The organism is Aliiroseovarius halocynthiae (assembly GCF_007004645.1).
Classification (GTDB): Bacteria; Pseudomonadota; Alphaproteobacteria; order Rhodobacterales; family Rhodobacteraceae; genus Aliiroseovarius; species Aliiroseovarius halocynthiae.
In genome coordinates, this window is sequence record NZ_ML660019.1 from 498,122 (window position 1) to 510,928 (window position 12,807).

Annotated in this window: 13 protein-coding genes; 8 read left to right on the top strand and 5 right to left on the bottom strand. The window is 58.3% G+C overall.

Going from position 1 to position 12,807, the window contains the following annotated elements:
* Positions 1-21: 21 nt before the first annotated feature.
* Positions 22-1,275 (bottom strand): ABC transporter substrate-binding protein, encoded by a 1,254-nt coding sequence (locus tag FIL88_RS02580; protein WP_185960817.1) that lies wholly within the window; start codon positions 1,273-1,275, stop codon positions 22-24.
* Between the two features lie 137 nt (positions 1,276-1,412).
* Here FIL88_RS02580 and FIL88_RS02585 point away from each other — a divergent pair, with 137 nt between their 5' ends.
* Together FIL88_RS02585 and FIL88_RS02590 are read left to right on the top strand one after the other, a co-directional pair.
* Complete coding sequence (locus FIL88_RS02585; protein ID WP_142852250.1) at positions 1,413-2,207, top strand: IclR family transcriptional regulator; 795 nt, start codon at positions 1,413-1,415, stop codon at positions 2,205-2,207.
* Between the two features lie 15 nt (positions 2,208-2,222).
* Positions 2,223-3,284, top strand: coding sequence for an ABC transporter ATP-binding protein (locus tag FIL88_RS02590; protein WP_142852251.1), 1,062 nt, complete (start codon positions 2,223-2,225; stop codon positions 3,282-3,284).
* Between the two features lie 3 nt (positions 3,285-3,287).
* Here the strand turns inward: FIL88_RS02590 and FIL88_RS16895 are convergent, their stop codons facing one another.
* Genes FIL88_RS16895 through FIL88_RS17095 form a run of 3 tightly spaced genes read right to left on the bottom strand, consistent with a single transcriptional unit; the run spans position 3,288 to position 4,787 of the window.
* Positions 3,288-3,431, bottom strand: coding sequence for a DUF4166 domain-containing protein (locus FIL88_RS16895; protein ID WP_246066591.1), 144 nt, complete (start codon positions 3,429-3,431; stop codon positions 3,288-3,290).
* Entirely contained in the window at positions 3,431-4,288 is an 858-nt protein-coding gene (locus FIL88_RS02595; RefSeq protein ID WP_246066592.1) for a saccharopine dehydrogenase NADP-binding domain-containing protein, read from the bottom strand. Before FIL88_RS02595 ends, FIL88_RS16895 begins: the two co-directional genes overlap by 1 nt.
* A complete protein-coding gene (locus FIL88_RS17095) occupies positions 4,221-4,787 on the bottom strand; it encodes a DCC1-like thiol-disulfide oxidoreductase family protein (protein ID WP_407642313.1) in 567 nt (188 codons plus the stop codon). The genes FIL88_RS02595 and FIL88_RS17095 overlap by 68 nt, the downstream gene beginning before the upstream one ends.
* A gap of 63 nt (positions 4,788-4,850) precedes the next feature.
* Here FIL88_RS17095 and FIL88_RS02605 point away from each other — a divergent pair, with 63 nt between their 5' ends.
* The 3 genes from FIL88_RS02605 to FIL88_RS02615 are packed head-to-tail and all read left to right on the top strand — an operon-like array spanning position 4,851 to position 8,054.
* On the top strand, positions 4,851-6,428 hold the full coding sequence (locus FIL88_RS02605) for a DUF4153 domain-containing protein (RefSeq protein ID WP_142852252.1): 1,578 nt from the start codon (positions 4,851-4,853) through the stop codon (positions 6,426-6,428).
* Positions 6,406-7,083 (top strand): response regulator transcription factor, encoded by a 678-nt coding sequence (locus FIL88_RS02610; protein WP_142852253.1) that lies wholly within the window; start codon positions 6,406-6,408, stop codon positions 7,081-7,083. The genes FIL88_RS02605 and FIL88_RS02610 overlap by 23 nt, the downstream gene beginning before the upstream one ends.
* On the top strand, positions 7,080-8,054 hold the full coding sequence (locus FIL88_RS02615; protein WP_142852254.1) for a sensor histidine kinase: 975 nt from the start codon (positions 7,080-7,082) through the stop codon (positions 8,052-8,054). Before FIL88_RS02610 ends, FIL88_RS02615 begins: the two co-directional genes overlap by 4 nt.
* Positions 8,055-8,065: 11 nt before the next feature.
* On the opposite strand, the gene FIL88_RS02620 is transcribed toward FIL88_RS02615, so the two are convergent.
* On the bottom strand, positions 8,066-8,602 hold the full coding sequence (locus FIL88_RS02620) for a helix-turn-helix domain-containing protein (RefSeq protein ID WP_142853421.1): 537 nt from the start codon (positions 8,600-8,602) through the stop codon (positions 8,066-8,068).
* A gap of 266 nt (positions 8,603-8,868) precedes the next feature.
* On the opposite strand from FIL88_RS02620, the gene lpdA reads away from it, so the two are divergent.
* From lpdA to FIL88_RS02635, 3 genes are all read left to right on the top strand, one after another.
* Positions 8,869-10,245 (top strand): dihydrolipoyl dehydrogenase, encoded by a 1,377-nt coding sequence (gene lpdA / locus FIL88_RS02625; protein ID WP_142852255.1) that lies wholly within the window; start codon positions 8,869-8,871, stop codon positions 10,243-10,245.
* Positions 10,246-10,255: 10 nt separating this feature from the next.
* Complete coding sequence (gene lipA / locus FIL88_RS02630) at positions 10,256-11,206, top strand: lipoyl synthase (protein WP_185960818.1); 951 nt, start codon at positions 10,256-10,258, stop codon at positions 11,204-11,206.
* Between the two features lie 123 nt (positions 11,207-11,329).
* Entirely contained in the window at positions 11,330-12,745 is a 1,416-nt protein-coding gene (locus FIL88_RS02635; RefSeq protein WP_142852257.1) for an alanine/glycine:cation symporter family protein, read from the top strand.
* Positions 12,746-12,807: the final 62 nt, after the last annotated feature.

Sequence of the window (12,807 nt, forward strand, 5' to 3'; positions counted from 1 at the left end):
GCGAAGCACCTGCTTACTCGGTCACTTGTAAATACGTGTACGCGCGTCTTCCAAGCGGTTCAGGATGTCGTCCAGATTGTCCGGGAACACCATGAATTCTTGCAGACCTTCCATCCCGATTGATGCCATTTCGGCCGGGAAATCACGGTCAAAGAACTGGGCAATGCCGCCTGTTGCGTTGTTCGACAGCATGTCAAAGCCCTGCGTCAGGAACTCGTCATCTGCAACCGACGAGCTTGCATTCACCGGCAACTGACCCAGCGCATCCGGGCCGTTGATGGCCGTCTGCACCTCGGGCGAGGTAACGAATTGCAGGAAGGCACGCGCCGCTTCTTTGTTCTGCGCACCCGATGCAATGTGGAACGTATCCGTCGGGGCGTCTTCACCCATCGGCACGTCCGCGATTTTCGGGAACTGATAGAAATCGATCTGTGCGTCGGTCAGGCCCGCTTCACGCAGGTGCGGCACCACGAAGTTCCCCATCAGATATGCAGTCGCTTCGCCATTCACGAAGAAGGGCAGAGCTTCCTGCCAACTATAGGTCTGGTGGTCGTCGATGAAGGCGCCCATATCGATCAGCTTGCGCCAGTTGGCAAAGGTCGCGCGTACCTCGTCCGAGGTCCAGCTTGCTTCACCCGTGGCCAGCTTCATGTGGAAGTCAAAGCCGTTGGTGCGCATGTTCAGATAGTCAAACCAGCCGCCTGCGGTCCACAGGAACTTCGATCCGATGGTGTAACATTTGCGGCCCGAATCGACGATTTTCTGACAGTTGGCGATTTCTTCTTCGAAGGTGGTTGGCTCGGTCAGGCCTAGCTCGTTAAAGATGTCTTCTCGGTAATAGATGCCCCACTGGTAATAAGTATAGGGCACGCCCCATTGCTTGCCATCCAAGGTCATCGCGCCTTTGACGCTGTCCAGACCTGGCAGGTCGCCGCCCGCATACATGTCCGAGATATCTTCGAACAGGCCAGCCTTTACGTAGGGGGCCATACGGTTGGCAGCATACCAGTTAATCACATCAGGCGGATTAGCGGTAAGTGCGTTACGGATTTGGCTTTTCCAAGCTTCGCGATCCACGACTTCCAGTTCAACCGTCAGGCCGGGGTGCATCGCGTCAAAGTCAGCCGCAAGGCCCTCCATGACTGCGCGCGGCGCAGGGTTCGACATATCCGAGATAATGCGAAGCGTGCCCGACAGATCATCCGCCATGGCCGAGGTCGCCAGACCTGCGGTCACAGCCACTGTCGCAACAGAAGCTTTCATTGATTTAAGCATGAGTTCCTCCCAAGGTTTTCAGCTGTCTAATTGGTTTCATTTATTGAAACCTTCGTTCAACTATTGAAACTATGCGAAATGAAGGTTACAGATGTCAACAGTTTCCTTAGGAGGACAGGAAACGAAGGGAGTATCGCATGGGTTCGATGGAGACACCGGCAGAAGCAGCCGGCGGCACAGTAGGCAAAGCGTTGCATGTTTTGGACATGGTCGCCGAGAAGGGGCGCCCTGTGCGGTTCAATGATGTGCTGGATGGTTCGCCTTATCCCAAGGCGACGCTTTACCGGCTTTTGCAAACGCTGACCACGCAGGGGCTTCTCAGCTATGATGAAGACCGTCAAACATATGCGCCCGGTATGCGCCTTGTTCGGCTGGCACATTCAGCGTGGCGTCAAAGCTCTTTGGCACCCGTCGCCCGCCCGTTTTTGGACACCCTGTCATCCGAGGTGGGCGAGACCATTCACCTGGCGCAAATTGATCGTGGGCAGGTTCTTTACGTGGATAAGCGCAACGCTGCCCAGCCGGTCGAGATGTTCTCGCAAGCAGGTAAGATCGGGCCGGGCTATTGCACTGGTGTGGGCAAGGCGATGATGGCCTTTCTGAAGCCCAACGAACGCGAGCAGGCTGTCCAAAATCAGTCTTTCTATCGCCATACCGAGCATACCCTGACCACATCTGATGCTTTGCAGGCAGAGCTTGGCCAGATCCGCGTCGACGGCGTGGCCTTTGACCGTGAAGAACACGAACCGGGCATCATCTGCGTCGCGGCTCCGATTCTGTCGTCTAATTCCCGTGTGATCGGCGCGCTTTCGATCACCACGACCACTCAGAAATATTCGCTGGAAGGATTGGACGCGCTGCGCCCGGTACTTTTGCAAACAGCGCAAGACATCGCGCAAGCTGCCGAAAACTGGCAGTTCCCCAGCTCGTAAACAGGAGAGTTCATCATGTCAGGCGTGACGCTTACGAATGCGATCAAGAAATATGGAGACGTTCAGGTCATCCACGATATTGACCTGCAAATCGACCATGGCGAGTTCTGCGTCTTCGTTGGCCCGTCTGGCTGCGGCAAGTCCACCTTGCTGCGGATGATTGCGGGGCTGGAAGAAACGACGTCGGGTGAAATTCGGATCGGCGAGCGGGATGTGACGCGGGTGGATGCATCGGAACGTGGTGTGGCGATGGTGTTCCAGACCTATGCGCTTTATCCGCATATGACGGTCGAAGAAAACATGGGGTTCGGGCTGAAGATGAACGGCCACCCCAAGGCCGCGATCAAGGAAAAAGTGTCCGAGGCCAGCCGCATCCTGAAGTTGGACGACTATCTTGCGCGCAAGCCCAAGGCCCTGTCGGGCGGTCAGCGTCAGCGTGTCGCCATCGGACGCGCCATTGTGCGCGGTCCCGAGGTGTTTCTGTTTGACGAGCCGCTCTCGAATCTTGATGCCGAACTGCGCGTCGATATGCGCGTGGAAATCGCGCGTCTGCACAAAGAAATCGGCGCGACGATGATCTACGTGACCCATGATCAGGTCGAGGCGATGACGCTGGCCGATAAGATTGTGGTGCTGCGCGCTGGTGTGATCGAACAGGTCGGAAGCCCGATGCAGCTTTATAATGATCCCGACAACAAATTCGTGGCAGGCTTTATTGGGTCGCCCGCGATGAATTTTTTGGAAGGCACAGTCGAAGACCGGAAAGTGCGCGTGCCCTCATTGGCGGATCGCGTCGTCTCGACGGATGTCGCACTGCCGGAAGATGGAAGCAAAGTTGTTGTGGGCATTCGCCCTCAGCACTTGACCATCGCCCCCGGCAATGGCGGAGCCACATTGGACCTGCGCGAGCGTTTGGGTGGTGTGTCCTATGACTATCTGATCGCAGGCAATGGCGAAAAGCTGATCGTCGAAAACCGTGAAGAAGACACGCTTCCCGAGGGCAGCGCGGTCATTGTGAGCTTCGACGACAAGCATTGCATGTTTTTCGACGCCGAAACGGAACAACGCTTGCGGTAATAGTTACCGGCCGGAAGGGGACGTGCGGACGGGGCTCAGTTCCACCTGATAGTGCACCAGAAGACGCCCTGTTAGCGGCGCGAAAAGCTTGACGTCGAAATGGAAGCGGTCGTTCTTTTCGTATTCGCGCGCCTGCGAGACAGGCATCAGGATACGCGGCAGCGGTATCGGGTCAAACCTGCCAGAAGTGACGGGCGGCGCAACAATGCACGCGCTGCAACAGCTGGAATAAATGGGCCTTCATCCGCTTCGGCCAGCAGGCGCCACCAGTGTGTCCGCCCGTTTTGGGTCACGGCAGCGGACATTTCCCCGCGATCGGTGCCAAAAGGGGACAACATGTCTGCGGCAAGCTTGAAACCCCGCAACACAGGGCCGTTGATGGGGATCGGCACCCAGCGACGCAGGCATGCAAAAGCCCAAAGGCCATAGCGCATACCCCCCAGCTCCAGCCCCGCGCGGAATATGACCGTTTCGGCCTTGAAATGGGCCGGGAACAGCCGTTGATCCGGTACTTCGATTTGCCAGCCTTGTCGGGTCACGCTATCCGGCAGCACGTAGAGTTTGGGACCTGACCAGCCTGTGGTCTCTGCCCATCTGCCGCCGCGCCAGAATTTCATTGGACGTCCGACTTGGGACAGGATCGCTGTTTCGATGACTTGCGGTGTGCTGTCGTCTGCTAATGCCCGGGCTGCCGCACTGGGCAGGGCAGGCACCGAGGATAGGCCGCACACAACGCAAACGCTTGCGGCGCGCGGCAGGCGATACGGATCATCTTCATACGCATGGTATGGTCCTGCAGCATCAACCACGACATCGTAGTCTTTCACCATGTCCAACGGGCCGTTCCGGTCCAGTTGGATTGCATGACACCCCAGCTCACTGGCCAAGGATTGCGCAGAGTGCAGAGTGCGTCCGGCCAGCGTCACCCCATGTCCGTCACGCACCAGCAAACGCGCAAGGCGCGAGCCGAAAACGCCTGTTCCTCCGATTAACAGCACCCTCATCGTATAAGCCGTTTCTGGAAGGTGGGATCGGGAAGCGCGCACATATCGCGATGCCCGAACAGACGGTATCGGTTGCGCGCGACGCGCTGATACAGCCAGTCGCGAATGGGTTTCGGAAGGAGCCGCAACACGCAAGCCAGCTTTCCCCCGTCGATAAACATCCACGTGTCCGGGTCTTTCGGGTCAAGCCCGTAATGCCGCTAAGGGTTTCGCCCAGTGGGGATTGAATGGGGCAGATACGAACGGTGCCCGACCGATCCAGCCAGTGAAACATGCGTGCGCCCCAACTGCATAGGGCGCATTCAGCGTCCATCACGGCAACAGGTACACTGTCATCGAAATCCGGGACATCGGGATCGTGTCGGTAAGAGTATCGCGCGCTCATCTCGCCCCAAGCTTCGGCGATGGTGCGGCGCGCTGCAACGCTCAAAGCGTGGTCGGGATTGCGAGAAATGGACGCAGCGGCCGATGCCCGAGGATCTGCGCAAAAACTGCACATCTTTTGCCGATCGTCTGCAAGCCCTCCGGGCAATCTGGCGGCAATTCATAAAGGAGACAGTGAATGCCAAAACAACTTATTATTCGAGGTGTGCCAGACGCGATTGCCCGCGATGGATGGTGGTTGGCCAGCGATGCAACCTTGCCGCAGCATGAGCCGCCCTCCCCAACATTTCCGATACTTGGCGAGGCAATGAAACGGCGTATGCCGTGGATCGCCAGCGTTGTTTTCTTAGTCGCACTGGGCGACCTCTTGTTCTGGGGCTATGTGCCGGGGGTTTCCTTGGTCATATTTGCATGGGCGATCTTTGCGGTGGCCTGCGCCTCGCGTCCGCCTAAGCGCCGTGTGATCGCGCCAGCGCTACTGCTGGTTTTGGCCAGCCTGCCGATGGTCGAGCACGCCCAGTTGTTGTCGTTTGGCTTCCTCACTGCGGGATTGCTTGTCTCGGTGGCGTGGCTGCGCATCGCGCCGAGCCGTGGGGTCGAGGTGTTGGGGGCTGCGGCCTTGCGTCTCAGCGCATCCCTGCCTGTTGCAGGTGTCAAAGGTGTTCTTAACTGCGCACGCGCCGTGTCCCATGAACGTGCAAATGGAGCGTTGCCCGCGTGGTTTTCAGCCGGGTATCTGATGCGAAACTGGGCGTTCCCAATCGGCGGCTCGTTGGTGCTGACAGTTTTGCTGGTCAACGCCAATCCGGTATTTGAGCGCGCCATTGTACAGGCATTCCAGATCGACATAGATCTGTTTTCGCTGATGAGGCGGGTCTTGCTTTGGGTCGGGTTGGGACTTCTGGTCTGGCCTTTCCTGATCGTCCAAGCGCCAAAGGCTGCGATGGTTGTCACGCCCCCGAAAACGGGGATCAAACTTGGCCTGAACGCTGGATCTGTTCTGCGGGCATTGGTGATGTTCAACCTGTTCCTTGCGGTGCAAAGCGCAATGGATGTCTCGATCCTGTTCGGTGGGGCAAGCCTTCCAGATGGGATGAGTCATGCCAGCTATGCCCATCGCGGAGCCTATCCGTTGTTGATTACGGCCATGCTGGCCGGAGCGTTTGCCTTGGCAGCGCGACCCTTTCTGGCCGAACATCGCGCGCTGAAGCCGCTGGTGTTGCTATGGCTTGCGCAGAATGTGCTTTTGACCGGCTCGGCTGCAATGCGGTTGGAGCTTTACATTGATGTCTACGGCCTGACCTATCTGCGAATCTATGCGTTGATCTGGATGGGGCTGGTGGCGCTGGGGCTGATCATGGTGGCATGGCAAGTGCTGCGCGAATGCAGCGCGCGCTGGCTGCTGATACGTTCGGCGATTTGGGGGGCGGGCGCGCTCTATGTCTGTGCCTTCATCAATTTCGCCGGCTTGATCGCTGCGGATATTCTGACGCGCGCCACGGATCCAACGGTTGAGACGCAGACGGACTGGCACTATCTGTGCAGTCTGGGTCCCGCCGCGTCGAAATCCATTGCGCAGGGAACATGGCCAAAGCTTCAGATTGCAACGCCTTTCTGGGCGACGAACTGCCTGAATCCGCAGCCAGTTGCGATGAATTGGCGTGAATGGGACTTTCGCACGGGACGCATCAATGGCTATCTTGCTGTGGACGCAAAGATGAGGGCAGTGCGCGATGAAGATCCTGTTGGTCGATGACGATCCCCGCCTGCGCGAACTTGTCGGGCTGGCATTGGAGCGCGCAGGTTATGACGTTGTGACGGCCAGCGACGGGCAGATAGCTTTGACGCATTTCGCGCGCGAGGTTCCGGATCTGATCGTGCTGGATGTGGGCCTGCCCGAGCTGGATGGTTTCGAGGTTTGCCGCAGGATCCGTGCGCGTTCGGAGGTGTCGATCCTGTTTCTGACTGCCCGCGATGACGAGATTGACCGTGTGCTTGGACTGGAATTGGGGGCGGATGATTATGTCACCAAACCTTTCAGCCCACGCGAGCTGGTGGCGCGGGTGCGTGCGATCCTGAAGCGGATGACTAAGGCCCATTCGTCCGACGTCGTGTCGCATGGTCGGCTTCGGCTGGATGCGAATGCGCACAGCTGCCATCTGGGCAGTCAAGATGTGCCACTTACCGCGACCGAGTTCACCCTGCTGGCCACTCTGGTTGGCCGCCCGACACAGGTGCACAGCCGCACGCAATTGGTCCAAGCACTTTGGGGTGCGCATTCGCAGGTCTCGGACCGCACGGTCGACAGCCATCTGCGCAATTTGCGCGCCAAGTTGGCGCAAGCGGGCTGGGCCGAGGCGATCGAGACCGTGCATGGCGTCGGTGTGCGCATGCGGGGCGCCGAGGCATGACGCGGAAATGGCGGCCTAGTCTGGGGATGGTTCTGGGTGGCGCTTTGTGCGGCACCTTGATGCTGTCCTTCATAGGGCTTGTCGTTCTGCGTTACCTCGGTCCCGAGATCGGTTTTCGCAATGCGGCAATCTTGCTGGGGGCCGTGATCACCGGGGCCACGACAGTGCTGGGGTGGCTGTTGGTACGTTTGCTGTTGCGCCCGATCATTGCGCTGGAACACTTTGCAATGCAGGTGCGGGCAGATCCGGTGCAACCACCGTCACCGCCCCAGCATTTCGGCACGCAAGAGCTTCGTGCCACCGCGAGAGGCGTGTTGGATATGGCCGACACGCTGCGAAATCGGGAAACAACCATCCGCAGTTTTTCCGACCATGTCACGCACGAGCTGAAAACACCCGTGTCCGCGATTAAGGCAGCGACCGAGCTGTTGCAGGACAGTTCGGCCTTGACTGCCGAAGATCGGCGGCTGGTGGATCAGGTCGCCGGGGCGGGCGTGCAGATGGAGCAGCAGCTTGAAGCGTTGCGCGACACGGCGCGTGCGCGCGAAGTGCGGTATGATGGAGACAGTTCCCTAGGTGCCGTGCAGGGCGACCTGCAAGAGGCGTTTCCAGGATTGGATCTGGAGGTTGAAGGGCAGGATGTGTCGATCCCATTGGCGCCTCAGGGGTTGAGCATCGTGTTGCACCACTTGCTGGACAATGCACTGCGCCATCGTGGGCACGTAGTTCATCTGACCGCATCGCAGGTGGGGACCGCGGTCACCATTGTGGTGCAAGACAATGGTGCGGGCATTTCACAGGGTAATGCTCCGCGCGTCTTCGATCCATTTTTCACGACTCGTCGAGAGAACGGGGGCACCGGCATGGGCCTGTCGATTGTGCGCAATAGTCTGCGGGCGAACTCTGCGGATATCGCGCTGGAGCCAAGTGCCTCGGGCACGCGCTTCGTTCTGACATTCGAACAAAACTGATCCAGCGCGCCTTAAAGCCCCAGCGAGACCCACAGCACTTTTGCATCATCCTTGCTGGTTGATATCAATCCATGCCCCATGCGCGCGTCGTAATAGACGGAATCGCCTGCCTTCATATGCAATGGGCGATAATGCTCGGTCACAAGTGTCAGCTCGCCGGACAGGACGAACATGAACTCTTCTCCGTTATGGCGCACCCAGTCGTCATATTCTGATATTTCGCGTGCCGTGACTGTCGAAATATAGGGCACCATGCTTTTCGAAGTCAGCTCGTTACACAGCAATTCATGCGTATATGTGGGGGTTTTCTGAATTTCGCCCTGACCCGCACGGGTGTAATCCCGGCGTCCCGAAATGTCGGTCTTGGCAGACTGAAGGAACAGTTGCGGGGTTTTAAGCTCCAGTGTCTGCATGATCCGTCGGATGATATCGAAACTGGGACGTGTCTGGTTGTTCTCGATCTTGGAGAGGGTCGAGCGGCCGATCCCTGCGGTGCGGGCAGCGTCTTCCAATGTCAGCCCCTTGGCTTTCCGGGCCTCTCGAATCATGCGGCCCATAGCCTCGCCATCGGGGGCATCCGGCTGATCATTTCCTGACTGTGAGGTTCCGTTCGTATCGGTCTCCAACTTTACCCTCCGTAAATTCCCTTTGTTCCCCCGCAGCTTAGTAATCGGTCACAGGGCTGTCAAAGTATCCATCTGCACACAATTCTTGCAACCGGGGAAGAAGTTTCCTATGAGAAACAAAAATTCCCGAATAGGAAACAGTCCGTGCATGGCGCATTAGCGATTGAAAGCGGAAAGCGGAGGACCAGATGTTTGATCTTATCGTGATCGGAGCAGGCCCAGGGGGCTATGTCGCAGCAATTCGTGCAGCGCAGTTGGGCCTGAAGGTTGCATGCGTCGAGGGGCGCGGGTCGCTTGGTGGGACATGTCTGAATGTGGGGTGCATCCCGTCCAAAGCGCTTCTGACGTCCTCGGGCAAATATGCCGAGCTGTCGCATCTGGCGGCGCACGGGGTTGTGGTCGAGGGTGCCTCACTGGATCTGGGTGCCATGATGGCGCGCAAGGACAAAGTTGTGGGTGACCTGACCAAGGGCATCGCGTTTCTGTTCAAGAAAAACGGCGTTGAATTGATCGAGGGTTGGGCGACCATTCCCGCCGCCGGTCAGGTCAAGGTGGGCGACACTATTCACCAGACAAAGAATATTCTGATCGCAACCGGCTCCGAACCGACCCCTCTGCCGGGCGTCGAGATTGACGAAGCCGATGTACTCAGCTCAACCGGCGCGTTGGCGCTGGACGCGGTGCCAGAGCAACTAGTGGTGATCGGTGCTGGCGTCATTGGTCTGGAACTGGGTCAGGTCTGGGCACGCCTGGGCGCCAAGGTGACCGTGATCGAATATCTCGACCGCATTCTGCCCGGCATCGATGGCGAGATCGCGAAGCTGGCACAGCGCGCCTTGTCGAAGCGCGGGTTGAAGTTCCAACTGGGCCGCGCGGTAAAAGCCGTCGAGGCGGGTGGGAACAGCCTGTCGCTGACCGTTGAACGTGTGGGCAAAGACACTGTGGACACCATTGAAGCCGACAAGGTTCTGGTGGCCATCGGGCGTCGCCCCGTCACCCGTGGTCTGGGGTTGGAAGCGCTGGGCGTCGCGGTGAACGAGCGCGGGTTCATCGCGGTGGATAACAGTTTCCAAAGTTCAGTCCCCGGCATCTATGCCATTGGCGACTGCGTGCCCGGCCCGATGCTGGCGCACAAAGCCGAAGAAGATGGCGTCGCCTGTGTTGAAGGGCTGGCGGGTCTGAAAGGTCACGTGGATTACGACAAGGTTCCGGGCGTGGTTTACACCGATCCCGAGGTCGCATCGGTCGGGGCTACGGAAGAGGCGCTGAAAGAGGCGGGCATCGATTATATCAGCGGCAAGTTTGCCTTCATGGCCAATTCGCGCGCGCGATCGACCGGGGAAACGGACGGCGCAGTCAAGGTTCTGGCCTCGCCCGATGGCGTGTTGCTGGGCGCACATATTTGCGGCGCTCATGGCGGCGATCTGATCGCGGAACTGGTCTTGGCCATGGCAAAGGGGGCGACGCTTACGGATGTGGCAGCCAGTTGTCACGCGCACCCGTCGATGGCGGAAGCCGTAAAAGAAGCCTGTCTGGACGCGCTGGGCCGCGCCATTCACGCGTAAGGGCCTGAAAATGAACCAGATCCCTCGCCTGCGTCACCCGGAAAAGGCCCACAAGCCCGACAGCGCAATCCCGCGCAAACCCAGCTGGATTCGCAAAAAGAAGATCGAAAGCGCTGAATATTACGAAACGCGCCGCCTGATGCGGGACCATGATCTGGTCACCGTATGTGAAGAGGCCGCGTGCCCCAATGTGGGCGAGTGCTGGTCCAAGCGTCACGCCACCATGATGATCATGGGCGAGATCTGTACCCGCGGTTGCAGTTTCTGCAACGTATCAACGGGCCGCCCGGATGCGCTTGATGCGTTCGAGCCGGGCCGCGTGGCTGCTGCCGTGAAGAAGCTGGGGCTGCGCCATGTGGTGATTACCTCGGTCGATCGGGATGATCTGGCCGATGGCGGGGCAGGGCATATCGCGCAGACGATCCGCGCCGTGCGACACCAGAACCCCGGCACCACCGTGGAAGTTCTGACCCCGGATTTTCTGGGCAAGGGCGACGCGGCGGACGAGGTGTTCGACGCCGCCCCCGACGTGTTCAACCACAATCTGGAAACCGTGCCGCGCCTGTATTCCACTGTGCGTCCCGGTGCCCGCTATTACCAATCGCTGCGCCTTCTGGATGACGCCAAGCGCGCCAATCCCGGCATCTTCACCAAGTCCGGCCTGATGGTCGGGCTGGGGGAAACAATGGCTGAGGTGAAACAAGTCATGGACGACCTGCGGGCCGCGAATGTCGATTTCCTGACCGTGGGGCAGTACCTGCAACCCACCGCAAAACATCACCAGATCGACCGGTTCTGGACACCGGACGAATTCGCAAGCCTGGAGCAAGCCGCCCGCGTCAAGGGGTTCCTTGGGGTTTCAGCCACACCGCTGACGCGGTCGTCATTTCATGCAGACGAAGATTTCGCCGCCCTCAAACAGGCACGACGTGCTACCCTTTTGGCGAGGGCACAACCATAGCGCAACGGGAGGAACCAAGGAACTGCGCTATCACCTGCCTTCTTCTGGATCAGAAATCCGGTCGAAGCTTTAAGACAGATGCCATCCTAGCATCAGAAATAGGAACGAACGGGAGAGAATAATATGGGCTTTTTAGAAAGCATATTCGGAATAATCGGAGACTTAACATGGGGCTGGGCGCTGATTCCATTCCTTGTGATTTTCGGTGTCTTTTTGACCATCGCAACCGGCTGGGTGCAATTTCGCTATTTCAAACGCATGTTCCGCGTGCTGAAGGGCGACAATCAATCCGATGATCCAAATACGATCTCGGCACGCGAAGCGCTGTTCGTCTCGGTTGGCGGGCGCGTTGGTGGCGGGAACATCGCCGGTGTTGCCGTTGCAATCACGCTGGGCGGCCCGGGCGCCGTGTTCTGGATGTGGATGATTGCGCTTGTTGGCATGGCCACCAGCCTTGTCGAGTGTACTTTGGCACAGGTGTTCAAGCGCCGGCAGGACGATGGATCTTATCGCGGTGGTCCGGCGCGCATGATCATGCACGGCCTTGGGCAGGACTATAAATGGCTGGCTGTGTTGTATGCCATCTGTCTGATCGCTGCTTTCGGGATCGGTTTCCCGGCATTCCAGGGCAATACGGTTGCAGGTGCGGCAGAAAACTCGTTTGGACTTAGCCGCTATATTACGGGTGCCATCTTGACCGTGGGCACAGGTTTCATCGTCTTTGGCGGTATCCAACGGATTGCCAAAGCGTCTGATATCATCGTTCCCGTTATGGCCTTGGGATATATCGCAATGGCGCTGATTGTCATTGTCATGAATATCGGAGAAATTCCGGGCATCATCGCAATGATCGTGAAAAACGCTGTGGGTATCGAAGAGGCCGTCAGCGGCGGCATGGGCGCTGCAATTGCACAAGGCCTGCGCCGTGGTCTGTTCTCGAACGAGGCGGGCCTGGGTTCGGCGCCCAACGTTGCAGCTGCAGCTGACGTGAAACACCCGATCAGCCAAGGCATCACGCAATCATTCTCGGTCTTCATCGACACGATCCTGATCTGTAGCTGTACAGCCTTCGTCATCCTGATGAGCGACGCGTACCAGCCAGGTGCCGATATTGACGGTGTGGTGCTGACACAGAACGCTCTGGTCTCGCATCTGGGCAATTGGACTCAGTACTTCCTGACCTTTGCTGTTCTGCTCTTTGCGTTCAGCTCGATCATCTACAACTATTATCTGGGTGAAAATGCGCTGTCGTTCATGACGCCTTCCCCGTCGGCATTGCTGATCTTCAAGTTCGTGCTGATGGCCATTGTCTTCTTGGGCGCAGTCGCACCGGGTGCAACATCGGTCTTCTTCTTCTCGGATCCGATGATGGGCGTTCTGGCATTGGTCAACCTGTTGGCCCTGATGATGCTGTTCCCGATCCTGCGCCGCGTGTTGCGTGACTTCGATGATCAGCTGAAAGCTGGCGTGGCCCGCCCCGAATTCAAGCCGGAAAACTTCCCGGATCTTGATATCGATCATTCGGCTTGGAAAGGCTGATACGACAACAACGTCTCAGGCATCCGCGTTGCGATGCCTGAGATACCGCTGTACTGCAATGA